This is a genomic window from Kurthia sp. Dielmo (assembly GCF_000307285.2).
GTDB classification, from domain to species: Bacteria; Bacillota; Bacilli; order Bacillales_A; family Planococcaceae; genus Kurthia; species Kurthia populi.
Genome location: NZ_HE578960.1, coordinates 1 through 19,591 on the forward strand (window position 1 = coordinate 1; position 19,591 = coordinate 19,591).

General features: G+C 35.2%; 22 protein-coding genes. 7 read left to right on the forward strand and 15 right to left on the reverse strand.

All coding sequences use genetic code 11. The features are described 5' to 3' along the window. Positions 1-56 precede the first annotated feature (56 nt). Entirely contained in the window at positions 57-596 is a 540-nt protein-coding gene (locus tag KTHG_RS13535) for a hypothetical protein (RefSeq protein ID WP_139994304.1), read from the reverse strand. Positions 597-703: 107 nt separating this feature from the next. Here KTHG_RS13535 and KTHG_RS13540 point away from each other — a divergent pair, with 107 nt between their 5' ends. Then, positions 704-1,987 carry a right-handed parallel beta-helix repeat-containing protein gene (locus KTHG_RS13540; protein ID WP_139994306.1) on the forward strand — a complete coding sequence of 428 codons (1,284 nt, stop codon included), beginning with the start codon at positions 704-706 and terminating at the stop codon, positions 1,985-1,987. A 112-nt stretch (positions 1,988-2,099) separates the two neighbouring features. Here the strand turns inward: KTHG_RS13540 and KTHG_RS13545 are convergent, their stop codons facing one another. Further along, positions 2,100-2,933 (reverse strand): RCC1 domain-containing protein, encoded by an 834-nt coding sequence (locus KTHG_RS13545; RefSeq protein WP_255512466.1) that lies wholly within the window; start codon positions 2,931-2,933, stop codon positions 2,100-2,102. Between the two features lie 11 nt (positions 2,934-2,944). Then, the gene (locus KTHG_RS13550) at positions 2,945-3,511 is read right to left on the reverse strand and encodes a helix-turn-helix transcriptional regulator (protein WP_139994310.1); all 567 of its coding nucleotides are present in this window, start codon (positions 3,509-3,511) and stop codon (positions 2,945-2,947) included. Between the two features lie 433 nt (positions 3,512-3,944). Between KTHG_RS13550 and KTHG_RS13555 the strand changes: the two genes are divergently transcribed. Continuing rightward, a complete protein-coding gene (locus KTHG_RS13555; RefSeq protein WP_186439612.1) occupies positions 3,945-5,582 on the forward strand; it encodes a pyridoxal phosphate-dependent decarboxylase family protein in 1,638 nt (545 codons plus the stop codon). Continuing rightward, the gene (locus KTHG_RS13560; protein ID WP_139994314.1) at positions 5,566-7,260 is read left to right on the forward strand and encodes a methyl-accepting chemotaxis protein; all 1,695 of its coding nucleotides are present in this window, start codon (positions 5,566-5,568) and stop codon (positions 7,258-7,260) included. Before KTHG_RS13555 ends, KTHG_RS13560 begins: the two co-directional genes overlap by 17 nt. A gap of 41 nt (positions 7,261-7,301) precedes the next feature. Here KTHG_RS13560 and KTHG_RS13565 read toward each other — a convergent pair whose 3' ends face one another. The 6 genes from KTHG_RS13565 to KTHG_RS13590 form a co-directional block, all read right to left on the reverse strand. Continuing rightward, positions 7,302-8,339: a PQQ-dependent sugar dehydrogenase gene (locus KTHG_RS13565; protein ID WP_139994316.1), complete on the reverse strand. Its 1,038-nt coding sequence runs from the start codon at positions 8,337-8,339 to the stop codon at positions 7,302-7,304. Positions 8,340-8,406: 67 nt separating this feature from the next. Continuing rightward, a complete protein-coding gene (locus KTHG_RS13570; protein WP_233600529.1) occupies positions 8,407-8,760 on the reverse strand; it encodes a hypothetical protein in 354 nt (117 codons plus the stop codon). Between the two features lie 164 nt (positions 8,761-8,924). Then, positions 8,925-9,608: an ABC transporter ATP-binding protein gene (locus tag KTHG_RS13575; RefSeq protein ID WP_139994320.1), complete on the reverse strand. Its 684-nt coding sequence runs from the start codon at positions 9,606-9,608 to the stop codon at positions 8,925-8,927. A 2-nt stretch (positions 9,609-9,610) separates the two neighbouring features. Next, the gene (locus tag KTHG_RS13580) at positions 9,611-10,198 is read right to left on the reverse strand and encodes a hypothetical protein (RefSeq protein ID WP_139994322.1); all 588 of its coding nucleotides are present in this window, start codon (positions 10,196-10,198) and stop codon (positions 9,611-9,613) included. A gap of 107 nt (positions 10,199-10,305) precedes the next feature. Continuing rightward, a complete protein-coding gene (locus KTHG_RS13585) occupies positions 10,306-10,803 on the reverse strand; it encodes a hypothetical protein (RefSeq protein WP_139994324.1) in 498 nt (165 codons plus the stop codon). Continuing rightward, entirely contained in the window at positions 10,800-11,810 is a 1,011-nt protein-coding gene (locus tag KTHG_RS13590) for an FtsX-like permease family protein (protein WP_139994326.1), read from the reverse strand. The genes KTHG_RS13585 and KTHG_RS13590 overlap by 4 nt, the downstream gene beginning before the upstream one ends. Positions 11,811-12,093: 283 nt before the next feature. Here KTHG_RS13590 and KTHG_RS13595 point away from each other — a divergent pair, with 283 nt between their 5' ends. The 3 genes from KTHG_RS13595 to KTHG_RS13605 all read left to right on the forward strand — a co-directional run bounded on the left by KTHG_RS13595 (position 12,094) and on the right by KTHG_RS13605 (position 14,500). Further along, positions 12,094-12,366, forward strand: a complete 273-nt coding sequence (locus KTHG_RS13595) for a hypothetical protein (protein WP_139994328.1) — start codon at positions 12,094-12,096, stop codon at positions 12,364-12,366. 896 nt (positions 12,367-13,262) lie between these two features. After that, entirely contained in the window at positions 13,263-13,898 is a 636-nt protein-coding gene (gene ycaC, locus KTHG_RS13600) for an isochorismate family cysteine hydrolase YcaC (protein WP_139994330.1), read from the forward strand. Between the two features lie 170 nt (positions 13,899-14,068). Then, complete coding sequence (locus KTHG_RS13605; protein WP_139994332.1) at positions 14,069-14,500, forward strand: MarR family winged helix-turn-helix transcriptional regulator; 432 nt, start codon at positions 14,069-14,071, stop codon at positions 14,498-14,500. Positions 14,501-14,885: 385 nt separating this feature from the next. Here KTHG_RS13605 and KTHG_RS13610 read toward each other — a convergent pair whose 3' ends face one another. The 5 genes from KTHG_RS13610 to KTHG_RS21330 all read right to left on the reverse strand — a co-directional run bounded on the left by KTHG_RS13610 (position 14,886) and on the right by KTHG_RS21330 (position 18,349). Further along, positions 14,886-15,410, reverse strand: coding sequence for a hypothetical protein (locus KTHG_RS13610; RefSeq protein WP_139994334.1), 525 nt, complete (start codon positions 15,408-15,410; stop codon positions 14,886-14,888). A 582-nt stretch (positions 15,411-15,992) separates the two neighbouring features. Further along, entirely contained in the window at positions 15,993-16,838 is an 846-nt protein-coding gene (locus KTHG_RS13615; protein ID WP_139994336.1) for an alpha/beta fold hydrolase, read from the reverse strand. 257 nt (positions 16,839-17,095) lie between these two features. After that, positions 17,096-17,647 carry a hypothetical protein gene (locus KTHG_RS13620; protein WP_126990373.1) on the reverse strand — a complete coding sequence of 184 codons (552 nt, stop codon included), beginning with the start codon at positions 17,645-17,647 and terminating at the stop codon, positions 17,096-17,098. Between the two features lie 165 nt (positions 17,648-17,812). Then, positions 17,813-17,998 (reverse strand): hypothetical protein, encoded by a 186-nt coding sequence (locus tag KTHG_RS13625; protein ID WP_139994338.1) that lies wholly within the window; start codon positions 17,996-17,998, stop codon positions 17,813-17,815. A 174-nt stretch (positions 17,999-18,172) separates the two neighbouring features. Beyond that, positions 18,173-18,349 carry a hypothetical protein gene (locus KTHG_RS21330; RefSeq protein WP_186439613.1) on the reverse strand — a complete coding sequence of 59 codons (177 nt, stop codon included), beginning with the start codon at positions 18,347-18,349 and terminating at the stop codon, positions 18,173-18,175. A gap of 363 nt (positions 18,350-18,712) precedes the next feature. On the opposite strand from KTHG_RS21330, the gene KTHG_RS13630 reads away from it, so the two are divergent. Next, entirely contained in the window at positions 18,713-18,928 is a 216-nt protein-coding gene (locus tag KTHG_RS13630) for a hypothetical protein (protein WP_139994340.1), read from the forward strand. An 89-nt stretch (positions 18,929-19,017) separates the two neighbouring features. On the opposite strand, the gene KTHG_RS13635 is transcribed toward KTHG_RS13630, so the two are convergent. Continuing rightward, positions 19,018-19,590, reverse strand: coding sequence for an SdpI family protein (locus tag KTHG_RS13635; RefSeq protein WP_139994342.1), 573 nt, complete (start codon positions 19,588-19,590; stop codon positions 19,018-19,020). Between the last annotated feature and the right edge of the window lies 1 nt (position 19,591).

Consider the following 19,591-nt stretch of genomic DNA (forward strand, 5'->3'; position numbering starts at 1 on the left):
TCCTATAGTTAGTTTACAAAGAAAGGCATGCAAAAACAGTTAGACCTTTGAATGAATTATCGGCCTTTACGTTCTTCAAATGCAATATGATAGTCCGTCGCGAGTGCGTAAATTTCACTTTTAGCGCCATCTTGATATTGGCGAGTAACCGGTATCTGTATCGCTGTTTTATCATTTTTCGTGAATGTGTAGGTTTCATAGCCGTCTTCGTCATATTCAAGTACAATATCGTGAATATCCTCCCATTCGAGCGTCGTTTTCTTTAGGATTTCTTTAACGACAATTTTATCGGTTCCGATATATGTATAACCGAAAATAGAGGTAAAAAATAACGCACAGCCTGCTAAACCAAGTGTCACAGAAAGTGCAATCATACTTTTATTCTGGCGGATTGCGGCTAAAATAATCGCAACAATGATGATGGCACAGGCGCTAAACGCATAGATATAATTCTTTGTATTCGGATGGGCCACAATTTGTTCAGGTGTATCAAAAAAGGTCAAAATATAAATAAGTGGCAAGAAAAACACAACAAATGGTGACACAATCAAAAGAATGATGGCCAGCATAATGAGTAATGCGCGTGGTGAGGGCATTTTTTAAGCTCCTTTCAAATAGGATAGAAATCTTTTTAATAAGCGATTACATGCTATAATTATACCAAATCAAAGAATAGCATACACTATATGGAAGTTGGTAATTTATGAAGAAACTACTATTAGCTGGCGGCATCCTTGTGGCACTGTTAGCCATCTATTTCTTATGGAAGCCTTCACCTTCACCTTCTGCTACACTTTATGTTGCATCAACTGGTGATGATACAGCAAGAGGCTCGAAGAATGCGCCGCTTCGCACATTTGAAGAGGCAATAGCACAGGCACAGCCTGGTACAACAATTATTATTCGCGGTGGCACCTATACAGAGCCACTATCTATCACAAAAAGCGAGCTACAAATTCAAGCCTATGAAGGTGAGAAGGTTCGTTTAAATGGACGTGAGCTAAAAAGTATGGACGGCAACCGCGCGATGGTGACCATTCACAATCAGCATGATATTACACTAGATGGCCTGACAATTGAGAATGTTACGACGAAATCGGCAAATGATACGGTGATGGGCATTTATGTGAGCGGTAATAGTCATCATATTACGCTGAAAAATAATCATATACGCAAAATTACGACGCGTGCTGTAAATGGTGAAGGGAACGGGCATGGCATTGCCTTTTACGGCACTGGCGCGATGAAGCATATTCAAATCACACATAACACCTTAGAAGATTTGATCCTTGGCTCAAGTGAGGCGCTCGTTTTAAATGGCAACATCGAGGATTTCTCGATTACAGATAATACAATTCGTCGTAGTGATAATATTGGCATTGATGTCATTGGCTATGAGGGTGTTGCTATTAAAAAAGAAGCGGATTATGTACGCAATGGCACGATTAAAAACAATACGATTTCACAAGTCTCGTCATATGGTAATCCAGCGTACGGTGAGGATTATAGTGCGGGTGGTATTTATGTTGATGGTGCGAAAAATATAACAATTGAAGGCAATAATATTTCATTTAGTGATATTGGCATCGAGGCAACATCTGAACATGCGGGTAAGTATGCGGATGAAATTATTATTAAAAATAATACGGTTCGCAACAATTATTATACCGGGATTTCCATTGGTGGTTATGATGAACAGCGCGGTGGTACGAAAAATTCGGTTATTGAAAAAAATAAGCTCGCGCATAATGATACGGAAGGGCTTGATGGTGGACAGCTATTGATTCAATACAATACCAAGGACAATCGTATAGAAGAGAATGACTTTATCGCAAGTGAGTCGACGATCTACATTGCGAATTTTTTTACACAAAATTATCGTACTATTGTGGTAGATAATCACTTTGATTCGGAAAAGGGTCTATGGTTCTGGAAAGATAACACCTATGAATCAAAAGCTGCCTTTGAACAAGCCGTAAATCATTAAAAAAGAGGCTTGACCAAAACATGTCATGTTCCTTTTTTAGTGTTCGCAACGAAAAACCGGAACCGTGCTACAGCGCGATTCCGGTTTTCTTATGTTCATAGAAGCGGTTATTTTACACATATGTCCCAGCCTCTTTTAATGTGCATTGATTATAACGATTATCACCCACGGCTACGATTTTACCATTCGCTTGCATGCCGACTGTATGCCTGCTCCCTGCCGCAATCGCAACAATATCAGACCACTCCGTTACATTACACTGCCCGTATTGATTGTCTCCCACTGCGACAACAGTGCCATCTAGTTTAAGTGCTACCGAATGCTTACTTCCCGCTTCGATTGCTGTAATATCATGCCAAGCTGTGACATCACATTGCCCATTTTTATTACTGCCCGTGGCGATGACTGTCCCATTTTCAAGAAGCCCGAGCGAATGGACATAGCCTGCCGCAATCATCGAAATCGTCTGCCACTCCGCGACATGACATTGACCGCGCTCATTATTCCCAACAGCTACTACCTGCCCATTGCGCTGAAGTCCAAGTGTATGCCAGTCCCCCGCACTTACTGCCTTAATATCGCGCCAGTCCGCTACATCACAAGCGCCTTCATTCATGCGCCCAACTGCCACGACCGTTCCATCTGTTTTAACACCAACGGAGCGACGCCACCCTGCCGCAATCGTGATAATATCATGCCAAGCTGTGACATCGCATTGCCCATTTGTATTCCAGCCTGTCGCCAAAACCGTTCCATCCGCTTTAAGCGCTAGTGTATGTGCATTGCCTGTATTATGTGCGCTATGCACATTCCCAGCCGCCACCTCGATGATGTGCTGCCAAGAAGCAGTATTACACTGCCCCAATTTATTATCCCCTACCGCATATACTGTATCATCTGGCTGAATGAGGACCGTATGCCGGCATCCTGCTGCGAGTTTGTTCATAAATTCCTCCATTAACTAAATAGTTTCATGCTTAAATAGGCTAAAACAAAACTAAAAATACCCGATAATGCGACAATTAATGGCAATTGCCACTTATGCTTTTTATTCGCCTTTTCTTTTTCAATATCCGTTAGCTGTCGACCTTCCTGAAACGCAATAATATCCTGATATGTTTTTAAATGATGCTGTTTTTTGATTTTATCGATACGGTAGGATGCATAGATACCATAACCCATGAGTAAAAAACTTAAAATATAGCCTGGCGTCCCAAAATAACGATTGACAATACCTAGTGAAAGAATACCTAACACCATGCCAACTATCATGGAAATCGTCCATTTATCCATCTGTTTGTTTTGAAGTTCATGTTTCATCATTTCAACATCTCCTTTAACTAATTCGTCTAAGGAAATCTTAAAAAGAACACTCATCAATAAGAGGTTATGAATATCGGGATAGCTTTTTTCATTTTCCCAATTTGAAATCGTTTGGCGAGAAACATAGAGCTTTTCTGCCAGTTGCTCTTGAGATAAATTATCCCGATTACGGTATTTTTTAATTTGTTTACTGAGGTTCATTTTAATCGCTCCTTCTATCTCAACCATACAAATTTGTGTGGAGGTTGACTATCAAAACTACTAGACATCGGACTATTCCAGCATGTCAAAGTGTTTTGTCACGAATTGTTTCCTGGGAAATATAGAAAATTATGCTTTTTATAAGTATAGCTAACGCCATGAAAAAGACAATAATAAAGGATATCTATATGATAATTTGATGCCGCCCATTATCGCCCATCTAACAGAGAATCATTTGTACAAAAAAATACAATTCATGTCCTAAAAGTGGAATTTTATTGAATTTAAAAGGATTTCTATGCTTTATTTTCACCAAAAGAGACTAAAGTCCTTTATTAATTTGTTAACAAAGGGTAATATAGTATATGTTTTGTTATTCAATTATAATTTTAGTAATTCAATAAGCACATTACTTTAGGAGGATGAATCTATAATGAACTACAAAGAGTTATTCCAGAGTGAGGATGGGAATGTCGAACAGCGCCAAAAATTTTCAGCGCAAATTCAAAAAATTCTACAGGCAATGGATGATTTAAAAAATCCTAATCAAACGATTTTAGGTGAAAGTGCGGAGAAGTCCCCTGCTTTTTATCAGCATTTAATGGAAACGGCTCAGGTAGAAGAAAAAGGACAGGCACTGGACAATGTGGTGGATGAATTAATTCAACTATTAGATGGGCATCCTTATCATACGCATAACTATGTGACGAATGTTTTACCAATGGCAAGCATTCCTGGCTTACTTGGTATGCTGACAAATATGCTTATCAACGGTAATAACCTATGGGATGTCTATGGCCCTGCAGCAGCAGAGAGTGAAGTAAAAGTCATTTCGATGATGTCAAAATTAGTTGGCTATGATGAAACGAAAAGCTTTGGTTACACAACATGGGGTGGGCAAGGTGCCGTATTTAGCGGTCTGCGCTTAGCCATCGCCAAACAATTCCCGAATGCGAAGGAAGAGGGCGTGCCTAATAACTTATATTGCTTCGCCTCTGAAAATGCGCATTATAGCCTACTGAAATCAATTGAAGCAGTTGGCATTGGTAGCAATCATCTTGTGCGCGTTAAAGCATGCGCGGATCATTCAATGGATTTAGAAGATTTAAACATGCAAATGCGCGCGGTAATTCGTCAAGGCGGGATTCCGGTCTATGTCGTCGCGACAACAGGTACGACAGATAGCTTCGGCATTGATGATGTAGCGGGTGTTAAAGCCATTACAACCGCACTTGAGAAAGAATTTACGTTAAAACCGATTCATATTCATGCCGACTCTGCGCTTGGCGGCTTCTATAGTTTCTTCAATGATTACGATTTTGATACTAATCCATTAGATTTTGAAGCACCTGTGACAGCAGCTTTATTACAAATTCGTGAGCGTATGCAGCATATTCACCTTGCTGACTCACTATGTTTTGACTTCCAAAAGCTCGGTCAAACACCTTATTTAACAAGTCTTTTCCTCGTGAAAGATGGTAGCTCACTTGGCTTGCTTGATTTAGAAGATTTTGATACACCCTATGTAGGAAATCGCGGCTATGGCTCCTATCATACAGGCTATACATTAGAATGCTCACGCATGGGTAGCTCCATTGCGATTTATGCGGCATTACGTGCATTCGGTAAGGAAAATTACCAGGCACTACTCGCAAATTATGTGCGTGTGAATTTACAGTTCCGTGAGCAATTAGCCGCGCAGGTTCCATCTGTTGAAGTCGTCAATCCGTTAAATATTGGACCAGTAACCGCCATTCGTTATTATGGTAATAATACAACGTGGGCACAAGAGGTTGCTGGACAAGCAACAGCTGCACAAATTGAAGCAGTGAATGCGGCAAATAGCGCTTGGTTTGAATTACTTGGTGCACAGCGTGAGGATGTATTCTTCGGCGATACGACGCGTGTTTGCACCGTACTTGCACAGGATACGAAGCAATTTGTACCAGTGGCAGCAGCAAAATTATTTACGATTTCACCTTATACAGAAGTGACGCATATTCCACACTTTATCGAGGTCTTACAACAAACAATTGCACAGCTAGAGGTACAACATGAAGTTCATGCGTAATTATAAAAATTCATTGTTTATGAAGTTTATGATGAGCTTCACACTTCCCGTTACCATTGTCGCGCTGGTTTTTAGTACCATTTTATATATGACAACTATGCATATTATTAATAATTATATGCTGCCGGAATTCGAGGATAAGCTGAATATCGTATCAAAGGAAATTAAAGCAGACATCCCGTCGAATTTAGTCGAGCAAGCAGATACGAATGATAACAAGGCATATGAGGAGCTCCTTAATATAATTAATAAGGCTCAGCAAAACTTCGGTGTCGAAAATGTATATGTGTTATCACGTACAGGAAGCGAGCATATTGTGGCGCTTAGTCAAACTGACAATCATAATAATAGCTACAGCTTTGATCCAAAGATGCATACAGCGCTAGACAATAGCTCAACGCAAATTAGCGACATTTATACGGATGAGTATGGTGTGCACAAATCGATTTTCATTCCGTTTGACAATACAGATATTATTTTAGGGCTCGATATGGATGCATCTTTTATTAAGCATTTAACGTCTCTTGTGATTTGGGTTTCAGTAGCGGTGCTTGTTATCGCGATTTTATTAAGCATTGTCACAGCATGGTTCATTACACGTCGTACATTAAAACCGATTCACGAGACATTAGAATTTGTTCAAACCGCGGCAAATGGGGATTTGACAGTGGAGCCATTTGAGCTTAAAACGAATGATGAAATTGCACAGCTCACAACAGGGGTATTCAAAATGGTACATGACTTACGTGGTCTTATTGGCGATGTCAGTCTGAACAGCGAACAAGTAGCCGCTACTTCTGTTGAGCTTTCTGCGAATGTACAGCAAAGCAGCGCAACCATTGAAGAAATTACGTCCTCTGTACAGGAAGTGGCGATGCGCACAGAAACGCAGTCAGAAGCGGTGAATCATATGAATGATACTGTAACGACCATCTCGCATGATTTAACGGAGATTTCTGTTTTCACAAAAGAAGTCGCACAAAATGCCAATGTCGCAACCTCTACAGCGTATGCAGGCAATGAAACCGTACAAAAGGCTGTGGCACAATTAGCTATTACATCGGATAAAATCGAACATACCGCGTTCATTATTCAGCGCTTAAATGATTATTCGAACGAAATTGGTCAAATCGTCAACTTGATTTCGGCTATTACCGACCAAACGAATTTACTCGCACTAAACGCATCCATCGAAGCAGCTCGTGCTGGTGAGCATGGTAAGGGCTTTGCGGTTGTTGCCGAGGAGGTGCGTAAACTCGCCGACCAATCTCAAAATGCCGCAAGTGACATTCAAGCGCGAATTAATGGCGTGAAGGAAGAATCTCTCCAAGCAGTTGAGGCCATGACTATCAGCACACAAAACTTACAGGAAAGTTCGGTCATGTTTAAAGAAGCTGGTGCATCCTTCCAAGAAATTTACACCGAGATCTCAAGTTTATCAACGAAATTTGATGGGACGCAGCAGTCCATTGAGCAATTAACAACTGCACTTTCTGAAATGTCTCATACGATGCAACAAGTGAATGACTCAATTGCGACAAGTGCGGCCAATACTCAAAATGTGGCAGCGGCTTCTGAGGAGCAATCTGCAAGCATTGAAGAAATTACGCATTCTGCGATGAATTTATCAGATATGGCAGATGAGCTGAAGCTTTCTTTATCAAAATTTAATGTGTAACGAAAAAGTAGCATCCCTTTTTATGGCGGATGCTACTTTTTTTAGTCTGCTATCGTTGTTTTCATCAAACGGTCATCATCTTCCTGCGGTGTCCCGCGACCATCACGATTATTCGTTATAAAATACAGTGTGTGATCGACAAGCATCACATCGCGAATACGTCCGACATCACTGACAATTTTACGCTGTTTTTTCGTTTTTAAATCAAATTCGACAATGGCTGTACCGCGTAATGCGGCGACATATAGCTTATCACCCGAAGCGGCCATACCAGACGGCGCCCACGTTGTGTCGTTGCCAGAGGTGAAAAGTGGCGTCTCCATGCCCTGCTTCTCCTCGGTTCCTTCAATGACCGGCCAGCCATAGTTTTTCCCTGCTTCAATGCGATTAATCTCATCATGTGCGCTATTGCCATGCTCACTCGCATACAATGTCTTACCAAGCCATACGAGCCCCTGTGGATTACGGTGGCCATAGCTATACACATAGGAATCGGTCTCTGGATTATCCGCTGGCACTGAGCCATCTAAATTAAGTCGTAAAATCTTTCCCGCTAGCTGCGTTTTGTCCTGTGCATTATCTGGCTCGGAGGCATCGCCAGCAGTAGCGTATAATTTATTATCAGGCCCGATTTTTAATCGCCCACCATGATGATAGGTCCCACTTGGAATCTTATCGAGTAAAATCTTTTTTTCGCGCCATGCTTTTTGATTATAGGACAGTTCGACAATGCGATTAAACTGACCCTCGGTGCTTTCATACGTGTAATACGCATAGGCTGTATTGGACGCCGCAAAATCTGGTGCCAGCACAAAGCCAAGTAATCCCGCTTCCGATGCCGTTGCAAGTGGCTCACTAAGCGTTATGTTTTGCCGTGTTACCTTGCCATCCTCGATTTTTACAATATGACCTGGTCGTTCGGTAATGTAAAATGTATCATCCACACGCTCCATTGCCCACGGTGTACTTAACTCCTTCGCCACCATTTGCTCCTTAGGCTCTTTAACTGGCGCCGCGTCATTTGAAGAACAACCTGTCAATATGAGCAGCGCTACACTAAGACCTACCCATCGCTTCATGACATCACCCCTTTGCAATCTGTTCCCGATTTTAGAAAAAAAGAACCGCGCAAATGCACGGCTCTAATTAATCTTGGGATAAATAATTGAAATCTTTTTCACTCAGCTCTGGAAGTGTGACATCAAGCTTTAATACATGCACTAATTCCTCTACATAGGTACGAATGGCGCGCATCTCAAAAGGAAAATCAAATTCAAATTCCTCGGCTACCTTGACACTCTCCATAAAATAGGAACAATTATATTTCATGTCTAAAAGATCATCATTGAACCTTAAAACATCTTCATACGCCGCTTCAGATAACTCGAACGTGGAAATTAAAAATAATTTGATATGATTGCCATCCTCAGCCTTTTTTTGTGGCCGTCTTTCATCATAAATTAATAAAAATGCCGTTCTGTCATCATCATTTACGATGATATTAAAGAACTCGATATCACGTAATTTTAATAATCGTTTAAATCTAGTATTCATTGCATGGCTCCTGTTCTTATTTATCTCTTAAAATTAGTATAGCTCATCCACTACCATTAAAAAACTCAGAATAAGGCATCTAAAATGCCTTATTTTGGGTTCAATTCTACCTATTCCGCTTCGGCTAAATGACCATCTTGCATACGTAATATTCTATTACATTGATTGGCCACTTGCATATCATGTGTGACGATAATAATCGTTTTACCTTCTTTATTCAATTGCTTGAATATAGCCATGATTTCAGCAGTTGTTTGTTCATCAAGAGCGCCTGTTGGCTCATCTGCCAGTAAAATTTCAGGGTCATTAATAAGTGCTCGCGCAATCGCTACACGTTGTTTTTGACCACCTGATAAATCCGTTACTTTTGAATTTATTTTTTCAGCAATGCTGAGTTTTTCTAGTAATGGCAAAAGCTCTTTTTTTCGTTGTTTTTTCAATTCTTTCTTTTTTTCATACATAAGCGGTAAAAGAATATTTTTCTTAACCGAATAATAATCAATCAATGCGAAATCCTGCATAATAAATCCGATTTCTTGATTGCGATAGTTTGCTAATGATTGATCATTCATCGTCGCCATATCTTTTCCGTTTAATGTATATGTACCACTTGAAGGACTATCAATACATCCTAACATACGTAATAATGTTGATTTCCCCGAACCAGATGTACCAATAATTGCTACAAGTTCTCCGGGATTTAACGTCATATTTATATTTTTCAATGCATAAACAGGCTCTTTTGATGCAAGATTATAAGTCTTTGTCATATGCTCAATTTCTAATAAAGTCATTGTTACCTCCAGCGTAGCATTTGATCAATTGTTGTGCGCATTATTTTTACAATAGGAATAATCCACAATAACAAGCAGCTTACGATTGTAATGATAAGGGATGTGATAAGTTGATTGGCATCATGCATAAAAATAGCACTAATACTATTAGCCAGGATAAATAGCAGGACTAGCTGCATACAAACTCGGAAAATAATATCTTTTTTTGTAGCTCCTGATAAAATATGAACACCGAATTCATACGTATACTGGATGATAAATTGTAGATAGGCAACCGTAATACTAATAAATGTGAAGATTAAAATGAGCAAGGTAAGCATTAGCTGCATTTGTATCCACTTTGTTTTATCCTGTATGACATACTTTACTTGCTGACTCAAATCACTATACGTCCAAGTAAACAGATTATGATTATTTCCCTTTTCAACGATATCTTTTACAATGGTTTCATCAGAAGTTGCAATATAGGTTGCACTTAAAAGCGCATAATATTCCATTCCACCCGTCATATAATGTTTATTTTGTGGGTATAAAATTGTGTTGTCTAATGAAATAAATTCGCGATTACTCGAAATATCGATATAGCTCATACCAGACTTTAAAATGCCAATGACTTTATACTGATCGCCACCTGCATCCTGTATGACCTCATGAAGTGATACGGATTTTGCTAATTCACTTCCAATAACAATCGGTTTTATTTTTTCTTATCCGCATATTCAGTCTGGTTAAAGTAGCGCCCTTCAGCGACCTCTAATTTAAAATACTGTTTCAATTCGTCTGTAGCATTTAATGTAGGAACGTCTGCATAATTCCCTTCATACGTGATTGTATCTAAACTTTCACGAAAAAGTTCTTTATCAAAAGGAAGGGAATTTGAAAATAAAGAAAAAATATCGGCATTATAATTGCCACCGTATAGCGTATCATATAGTTTTTCAAAATAGTGAAGAGCTCGTTTATTATCATCATCAATTAGTTCATCGAAATGGGCTTCAGTTGTAAAATCTTTCATGAAATAAATGGGTGTATCCATTGTTAGGCGAGTTACTTCTTGCTCCATTTTTTTTAAATCTTTTATACTCGCAATAGCGAAGTTTGATATAAATAGTAATAAAGTAATTTGGATTAGTAGCAATAACGAAATCCATTTTCGACGCCACAAGTCAGTGATAGCAAAATGAATTGATTTCATGAGCGAGCACCTCTTTTATAAATTGTATAGCGTCTTGTATAAAATAAAATGCTAGGCCATGTAATGCATGTACCAAAAATAAAGCAAAAAATAAAGGATACTATAATCGATTGCCACTGCATATCTGTAAATAAAATATCAAATACATGACTTAAATAAATAAAATAGGCAAGGCTTATACCGGCAAGGAAACTTGCAATAATTATTTTCCAATAATCATATAAAAGCTTGTAGCGTAATGCAGCCTTAGAAGCCCCTATTAAGAATAGCACCTTTATTTCTTTCTCACGAGATGCTAACCATGTAGTAATTGTGCTGATTGTATTGACAAGGATAAGAATTAACGTCAGCAATAATACACCAATTACGATTATTTGATCTTTCACTACAAGTATTAGACGGTCTTTTAATGCCAATCGAACATCTGATAATTCATACTGGAATGATTCATCCACAAAAGCATCTAAGACTTTTGTCAAATCATTTTTTGAAACACCATCAACGATAAACTCACCGTTTAAAGAAGCATTTGTATTCATCCCTATATAGAGAGACGCTGGTAAAAACAGATTTGTCTCTTGTGGAGAAAAAAGTTTTTTTACTTCATAGGTTTTTCCATACGCAGAAATCAAAGGCGGATTATGACCTTGTATATTATTTTCATACGCTTTACTTAATAAAGCGGCATTACTTGGTAAGCTATCGATTTTTTTTGGACCAGCTAGTGGGAATACCGCATTATGAATAGATAATCTTTTCATATCAGTGGTAGAAGTGTTCTTTAATATGAAGAAAGAATCATCGTTTTCTTGCAAGTTTTGAACAAATTGTTTAATGGTTAATTTAGGATTCTCTGTTGACATAGTAACTTTAATACTGTCAGCATGTACACCATCCTCCAATTTACCTGTTTGTGCAAATGAGTGCTGTAATGCGGAGAAAGTTAAACAGACAAACATAAATAAGACCGTATAATAAATAAATAGATAAATAGATTTTTTATACAATGGTTTAATCCTTTACATAGAATTTTAAAATTTAATTTTCCACTAGATTTCTAACCCTCCTTCTCTTTTTCTTTAATAGAAACGGTTATTTATACAATATGTTTCCTTATTTTCAATTTTTAGGTATGGTAGTATCAAATAAACAAAATCAGACGGATGCAGGCTATACTAAGTTATAGAAGCTCGTAAACTAATAATAGACCTTCATTTACCTTTGAATTCAAATTGCGAATGATGTATTTTTATGCAAAAAATTCAGGGCACTCAATAAGATGGTGAAATAATGGCATCAGAATATAATTTAGAAAGCTCAACAATTGAAACACTTATGCAACTTCTTGAAATTGGTCATGAAATTGAATTCATCTACAAAGATAAAGAATACTTCATTTCAAACTTTCAAGATGGTCGTTCATTAATAGTAGATTCAGAAGCATTATGTGATTATACACACGATAACAAGAAATTTGTTCAAACAGCCAAAATTGATGGAATGACACTTGAAGAACTATTTAAAAATCATAGTAAAGAAATTGAATTTGGTACAATCTATTAAAAATTTAGACGAGACAAATTTTATTCAGATATGATCTGACGTAAACAGCTGACTTATGATTATAGGGGGAATTTTTAAGTGCCTTTTAAAAAGAAAGTTTTGTTAAGTATTATTTTAGCTTTAATGCTTGTGATTGTTGTTTTTAATATTTTTTTAGGCATCGAATCCATCTGGTTGCGAATTTTACAATTGATAATTGTTATTTTATGGGGTGTACTTATTTTTAAGGATTTTAAGAAATGACACTTTTTCTTGTATATCAATCAAAAAACCCCCCAATCATGGATTGGAGGGTTTATCTTTGTCTATTACTTCCGTTTTATAGATTTTTTATCGTTTTAAAAGTTATATCATATATTTTATTAAAATAGTATTTAGACTTTTTTTTGAGGTCATAAATATAACCTCTGTCCAGCGAATAATCTCTTACGAATGCAGTTTCAATAACGATTAGATAAAAGACTTGCTCAAAATAGTGAAGCTCACAAAATATGTAGTCGCTCATTTCAAATTTGCTTGGCGCTATATTTTTAAAATTATTTTAATGAGCACTACCTCATTAGTTAAAATAGTCATCTTTTTTAGGAACGATAAGCGTTCCTACTCATTACTATCCCGTCCTACCGTTCAATTTTTTAGTCTTAAATTCTTGTTTCATTATCATTTTATACAGCTAGTTAGGTATATCGTTTTATTCAGAATTCTAATGCATCGTATAAATTTTTTGACCGCCTATAAAATGATACACCGTATAATTCATACCCCTTCATTATGAGCAGATAGAGATTGTTAATCTAGAGTTGACAGATAGATTGAAAGCTATTATAGTAATAATAAATTTATCAGTTTATAACTAAACTGATAAATTTAAATTATACTTTTGGAGGTATTTTATTATGACAGATTTATACAAACGTTTAGACAAAGACAATGCAGCGGTACTATTAGTAGATCACCAAACAGGTTTAATTTCAGGTTTAGTTCGTGACTATGGTGTAGATGAATTCAAAAATAATGTTTTAGCATTAGCTCGTACAGCAAAATTCTTTGATTTACCAGTTATTTTAACTACAAGCTTCGAGAATGGTCCAAACGGTCCTTTAATGCAAGAACTTACAGATATGTTCCCAGATGCTCCAGTTATTTCTCGTCCTGGACAAATCAATGCTTGGGATAACGAAGACTTTGTAGCAGCAGTAGAAGCTACAGGTAAAAAACAATTAATTATTGCTGGTGTTGTAACGGACGTATGTGTAGCATTCCCAACACTTTCTGCAATTAATGCAGGCTATGATGTTTTTGTAGCAGTAGATGGTTCAGGTACAGTAAGCAAGCAAGTAGCTGATGCAGCATTAACTCGCATGGCACATGGTGGCGCTGAATTAATGAACTGGTTCAGTATTGCAGCTGAATTACAACGCGACTGGCGTAATGATGTAGAGGGCTTTGGTGCTTTACTAGCTGGACAATTACCAGGTTACCAAAATGTAATTGGAAGCTACACAGGCGCACAAAAAGACGCTACAAAATAAGTAACTCATCATAACATTAGATATAAAGTAACTTAAAAAGCTGTTGAGAATAGAATCTTTCTATTTCTCAACAGCTTTTTTTGAAGATTTAATTATTAACGGATTATTATTTTCATTATGATGAATATAAGTTAAAATTAAGTGATTTTAAATTTAATGGGGGATATAAAATGAAAGACATTGAAAATAAGCGTTTAAATTTATTAATTTGGTTTCGATTAGCTCGTGTTTATACAAATAGTATTAAAGAATCCAATCAACACTTAAAAAAATGGGGTTTAACTGCAGCACAATTTGATATTTTAGTTCAAATAGGAATAGCCAAAAGAATGTCACAAGTAGAATTAGCTGAAAAATTATTTGTTACAAAGGGAAATATAACACAACTCTTGAGTAAGATGGAGAAGTTAGAACTAATTGAACGAGAGCAAGAGTGGCGAACTAAGTATGTCAAACTAACTGGCAAAGGAGAAGCATTATTAAACGATGTACTTCCCCTACAAGAACAATTTCAAGCAGATCACTTCTCTTCTCTTAATAATGAAGAAAAGAAACAAATTTTAGAATTATTAAAGAAAATAAAAATTATGCCTTTAGACTAGTTTTCAAATGCTAGATGGAATGGCCAGCTCAGCTGGTACTAGCAATAGCTGTTTACTGACCTTAAATAGTACAATTTAGCGCCAACACTACGCTAAGTTTATCAACTTCGTATAGCATCACTACTCCAAAATTTCCACTCCAACAAATGTCACTTAAATACAATTCCTTATCTAGCTTCTTACACAAAAATTGATTAGCTAATAATGATAATCTTCAAATGATAATCTTCAAATGATAATCTTCAAAATCCCGATTTAGAAATTCTATCTTGGATGTGGTCAATAGATTTTAAAATTGAACTTTCAACTAAAGCTGTAATTACCATATGTTTTTTTCAATTTTCTAGATGTCCGGAAGTCGAATAACTAAATTTAAGTGAATGCATTACTTTTCGTTGTGATCTATAACTTCAAGCTTTTCTCCCAAACGTTCGAGAGCCTCAGTATAAATTTGTGCTTTTTTTAATATACTTTTATATTGACGATATACCGGTGCTTTAGGATGGGTTGAATAGACATAGGCTTCTCTTTTTTCAACGACCTGTTGCAAATAATAATTAGGCGATTCATCTGATAAGTAACCGTGAAAAAGAAGCATCCGGCTTTCAATACTTTTTAAACGGAGTACCTCATTTATAATTTCTTTTTTTACTGGTCTAAGGATGTCCTCAGACACATCGAATAGTTCTGATCCGCAATTATCTAATATTGAAATTATCATTAAATCAGTATTAGATAAATTACTTTTTTGCTCAAATTCGTTCATTTTACGCGTAAGTTCTTGGATTATATAGGATATTTCCTTCAATTTCCAGTTAATCGATTTATTTTTAACTTCTACTAAATTCATTAGTTTATAATTTACAGTAAAAGTTTTTAAAATGATACTGCATTTTGTCAAAATGAACATATTCATTATTTCTCCATTCTTCATTGGTTAGCTGTAGTAGTAGCATTTCCCTCACTACTTACTCTTTTTTTAATATACTTATGATATCATAAATATACTAAAAAAAGAGTAAATATAAAAGGAGCAGTTTATGAAAAAACCATGGTATTTAAAAAGTTTTTGGATTTATTTTTTTGTATCCTAATACCTGTAGTTGGATATATTATTGTTTTGATGAATCTAGACAAACTTGAGGAAGAAAATGAAGGCGGTCATAGTGAAAAAAATTATTATTTAACTATTGCCACAATAGGAGCTGCTTTTTGGATATTTAAGCTAGTCCCTCATCAACTACAAATTCACATTAGTTTATTATTATTCACTTTGTACATAGGATACTTTATAATCAACAAATTCCGCATATAAACATAATTTCATAATGGTGATTATTCTCGCTCTATTTGTCCACTTTCATTTATATTAAGTAATTTTTTACCGAAAAAATCCCTCATATTCTATAAGTGCTACTAAACATTTATTGCCTAATAATATCAACAAAAAAACCACGTCCATTGATTCGTGGCTTTTTATTACACATATGTATTAAACGGTTATTTCATCAAGAAAAGTTCGGTATTCTTTTAAAAACCGTTCTTTTTCTTCTAAAAAGGGATAATGGTTACTTTCATCCATAATAACTAATTTGGATGTCGAAATTAATTCATTCATTTCAATCGAGTATTCTACTGGACACTGAACATCGTACTTACCACAAATAATTAGAGTAGGTGCTGAAATGAATTTTAGTTTTCTAGTAACGTCAAATAGTTGAATTTCTCTATCAAAAAAATTTAATCTATTGGCTGACATATCTTTTGCTATATTTAATGAAAAATAATCTTCGTATTTATTAGGGCTATATAAAGATAGCTTTGTACGTTCAATTTTCAATTCATTACGTACGTCTACGGAAAGATTTTCATTTTTAAGTGATTTGAATAGATTTTGCATTTTTTCAAAATGTGGATGCTCATTATTATAAATGCAATTTTTTGAAAAAGTCATATAATCTCTAGCCGCTGCTCCGACAATGATTTCAAAATTAAGTGATTCAGAAAAATAAATGCCATAAATTATACCAAGTATTCCCCCAGTAGAATGTCCAGCATAGGCCCATTTTTCAAACCCTAAACCTTCTCGAATCGCTTCTAAATCAAATACAGTTTCTAATAATCCAAGCTGATACGAGTGTTGTACTTTTGGAGAATTACCACACTCTCTTAAATTCACTAAAAATACACGATGATTTTCTATAAATGTGTTCGCAAAATAATCTCCTGAAGTGTTAAAGGATGAATAATTGTGCGTAATACAAAGAGGAGTTCCACTTCCTTTTACAAAGACCTCAAATGCTCCTCTTGGTGTTTCAATTACATACTGTTCCCACATTTTCGGCACCTCATATTCACTATTTTTTTAAAAACTAAAAAAATAGCTCTATTCTTAAGATTTTCTATCACTACAATCTTACATATTTACTATATCAATCTCGAATAAATAATCATTGTTAATGGAATAGATGTTATCATAATGCAGTTTAAAACGATTAAGACTTGAGTAGCACTTAAAGTAATCGATTCCAAAGAGCCAGTCAATCGATAAGTAGACGAGTTTTTTTGTGAGTTGCTAAGCTCGGATTGTATGAGCTATTCATAATTATTTAGGTGTTCGAGTTGTTTTCTAATTTCTTTCAATTCACTTTTTCCACTTACTATACTCAAAACATTTCCATCATATTTGATTGTAACTAACATAAAGTTACTGGAATCAAGCAAATCGAATTGAATTTCTTCATCTATAATTTCTTTCTTAAAACACGTATTACAATTTGTATAAAAGTTCAATCGCCCGTAGCCCGCATAAGCAGTCATATACCCCAGCATTTCTATAAACAATTCATTGTCGTCAATCTTAGCTTCGAAATGGTATGTGTCACTTTTTAACTTTTGGATGGTGTATGTACTATTGCCAGAAGTAAATAAATTCCCTATTTCTTGTACATCGAAATCAAATATTTCTAAATGCATATAGATTGGGAAATCTACCAAAGACATTAAGAATTTTTCCCCATCTTTCGATTCAATTAATTGTTTTTCAAAATAAAGCGTTAATTCTTCCATTTCCATTTCTTCTAGGTTATTAAACTGATAGTGATTTTCATCAAAAACGCTCTTTTGTTCATAGTCTTCTTTTTCCATTTTTACTTTCTCCTTTCTAAGCATAACCATAATTAATACCGACTTTTAATTTGTAATCTTCATAGTATTAACAAAAAAGTCACGGATCAATATTGATTGTGGCTTGTTTATTAAACTATTTATTTTTGTATGTATTAAAATTTAAATAAAAATTTCCATATTCTTTTAAGAATTTTTCTTTTTCTTCTGATATTGGAAAACTAAAAGAAGTAAATACATAATTAATACCGTAACGACGGAAATGACAAGTCCTCTAACACTAAATTCCCCATAAAATAAATAGTCTGCAATCGTTACAATCAAAATACCAATAGACCCAGCTAATAAAAAATTCCCTAATTTAAAATTCATATTCCACTCCTTAATAAGATTAGTAGCGTCCTAAAATTCTTGAATATCTTATAAGAATGTCGTATTACCGCTTCAATACTGTCCCTAATATTGCAAAAGCTCTACTTGTAGAACCTATTTTTCTTCATTAACTAATTCTTAAGAGTTCATTGATTCTAAAGAAAATGTTTCCTGCTATTCATGTCCCATATTATCGCTATCCTCACTAATCGGGTCTACTACTTCCCCATCTTTATTTATCATAATACTGTCGTTATCCTGATTATCCTCATTCAAAAAGCTATAATATATAAAACCACCCAAAACAATAATAGCTACCGTTGTTAATAGAATAGCAATTTTCTTTTTCATCTGTTCCTCATCTCCCTACACCCTAAGTTTACTCACTTTATAATACCAAAAAAATACATTAAGTAAAATTTGTGGATGAAAGCAACATCATTTTTTCTTATGTACTTTCCAAAATCATAGTATTAATTAGAAAAGTCATCTAATAATTGATCTAATTCATTTAATTTTTATACATTTCCTAGATATAATATTTCATTTGATTCTTTAAAATGAAGGAAATGTGAGCTTCCCAAATTATAATTTAGGCGCTTTTATTTTATTCTTCTTTGCTACCTAAAAAAATCATATTTGATATAATAAATATATAAAATGCTATTTATGTATTTTTTTGTAATATTTTAAATAGAAATCAGGTGGTCTTTGATGGAAAAGAAAAAATTAATTATATTTTTAAGTTTCGTTTTATTATTTATATCGCTTTTTGTATCTATTTTTATTTTATTATTTAATGGGTATTACAAAGTAGCACTAATCTTATTTGGCGTGTTAATGTTCTTAATTAGTCTTATTACTAATTCAACTTCTACAGATAATGAAGTATATATTTATAAAAAAATTCACGAAAATAATAGAAAATAAAGTCTTATATACTTCCACAAATCATAGTATTAACTAAAAAAGCCACGAATCAATATTGATTCGTGGCTTTCCCTTGTTCCTAGATGAATTTATGATACACTTAACATTTTTCTGTGGTATGCGTATGAAACCAATGTAGCAATAATAACGATACATAGCACTACGGATAAAATGATAATCTCTGTATTTTCTTTAAATAAAATCGACAGGCAAATCGCAAGTATTCCAGCTAACATCAACAGATAGCCTGCAAAGAAATTTGATTTTCGCCAAACGATTTCATTTGAGAGTGTCCACGGTAACCTTAACCCAAATGCAGCATTCGGCTTTGTACGTGGCATAAAATTACCTAAAATGAACATCATAATCCCAACTATTATCCCCGCATAAACATCATTCGTTATTTCTATTGGCTTCTCTAACAAGATAAAACTAATTTGGAATGTAATCAATACACATTGGCTTAAAAGAGTCATTAAGAGAATGGTGCTTTTAGAGCCACTATTTTTTTGACTTCTTACTGTTATAACGGAAGTAATAGCCGTAAGCACTAAACAAATCGGGAGCACCCACTTTGCGATAAAGTCCTCTACATAAATATCTGATGTAAATATAGCGATCAACATACTAACGATTGGAATACAAACTATAAAGAATTTCATC

Coding starts and splice junctions, on each gene's coding strand:
- KTHG_RS13535 (WP_139994304.1), bottom strand. CDS start 596: ATGCCCTCACCACGCGCATTACTCATTATGCTGGCCATCATTCTTTTG.
- KTHG_RS13540 (WP_139994306.1), top strand. CDS start 704: ATGAAGAAACTACTATTAGCTGGCGGCATCCTTGTGGCACTGTTAGCC.
- KTHG_RS13545 (WP_255512466.1), bottom strand. CDS start 2,933: ATGAACAAACTCGCAGCAGGATGCCGGCATACGGTCCTCATTCAGCCA.
- KTHG_RS13550 (WP_139994310.1), bottom strand. CDS start 3,511: ATGAACCTCAGTAAACAAATTAAAAAATACCGTAATCGGGATAATTTA.
- KTHG_RS13555 (WP_186439612.1), top strand. CDS start 3,945: ATGAACTACAAAGAGTTATTCCAGAGTGAGGATGGGAATGTCGAACAG.
- KTHG_RS13560 (WP_139994314.1), top strand. CDS start 5,566: ATGAAGTTCATGCGTAATTATAAAAATTCATTGTTTATGAAGTTTATG.
- KTHG_RS13565 (WP_139994316.1), bottom strand. CDS start 8,339: ATGAAGCGATGGGTAGGTCTTAGTGTAGCGCTGCTCATATTGACAGGT.
- KTHG_RS13575 (WP_139994320.1), bottom strand. CDS start 9,608: ATGACTTTATTAGAAATTGAGCATATGACAAAGACTTATAATCTTGCA.
- KTHG_RS13580 (WP_139994322.1), bottom strand. CDS start 10,198: ATGAGCTATATCGATATTTCGAGTAATCGCGAATTTATTTCATTAGAC.
- KTHG_RS13585 (WP_139994324.1), bottom strand. CDS start 10,803: ATGAAATCAATTCATTTTGCTATCACTGACTTGTGGCGTCGAAAATGG.
- KTHG_RS13595 (WP_139994328.1), top strand. CDS start 12,094: ATGGCATCAGAATATAATTTAGAAAGCTCAACAATTGAAACACTTATG.
- ycaC (WP_139994330.1), top strand. CDS start 13,263: ATGACAGATTTATACAAACGTTTAGACAAAGACAATGCAGCGGTACTA.
- KTHG_RS13605 (WP_139994332.1), top strand. CDS start 14,069: ATGAAAGACATTGAAAATAAGCGTTTAAATTTATTAATTTGGTTTCGA.
- KTHG_RS13610 (WP_139994334.1), bottom strand. CDS start 15,410: ATGTTCATTTTGACAAAATGCAGTATCATTTTAAAAACTTTTACTGTA.
- KTHG_RS13615 (WP_139994336.1), bottom strand. CDS start 16,838: ATGTGGGAACAGTATGTAATTGAAACACCAAGAGGAGCATTTGAGGTC.
- KTHG_RS13620 (WP_126990373.1), bottom strand. CDS start 17,647: ATGGAAAAAGAAGACTATGAACAAAAGAGCGTTTTTGATGAAAATCAC.
- KTHG_RS13625 (WP_139994338.1), bottom strand. CDS start 17,998: ATGAATTTTAAATTAGGGAATTTTTTATTAGCTGGGTCTATTGGTATT.
- KTHG_RS21330 (WP_186439613.1), bottom strand. CDS start 18,349: ATGAAAAAGAAAATTGCTATTCTATTAACAACGGTAGCTATTATTGTT.
- KTHG_RS13630 (WP_139994340.1), top strand. CDS start 18,713: ATGGAAAAGAAAAAATTAATTATATTTTTAAGTTTCGTTTTATTATTT.
- KTHG_RS13635 (WP_139994342.1), bottom strand. CDS start 19,590: ATGAAATTCTTTATAGTTTGTATTCCAATCGTTAGTATGTTGATCGCT.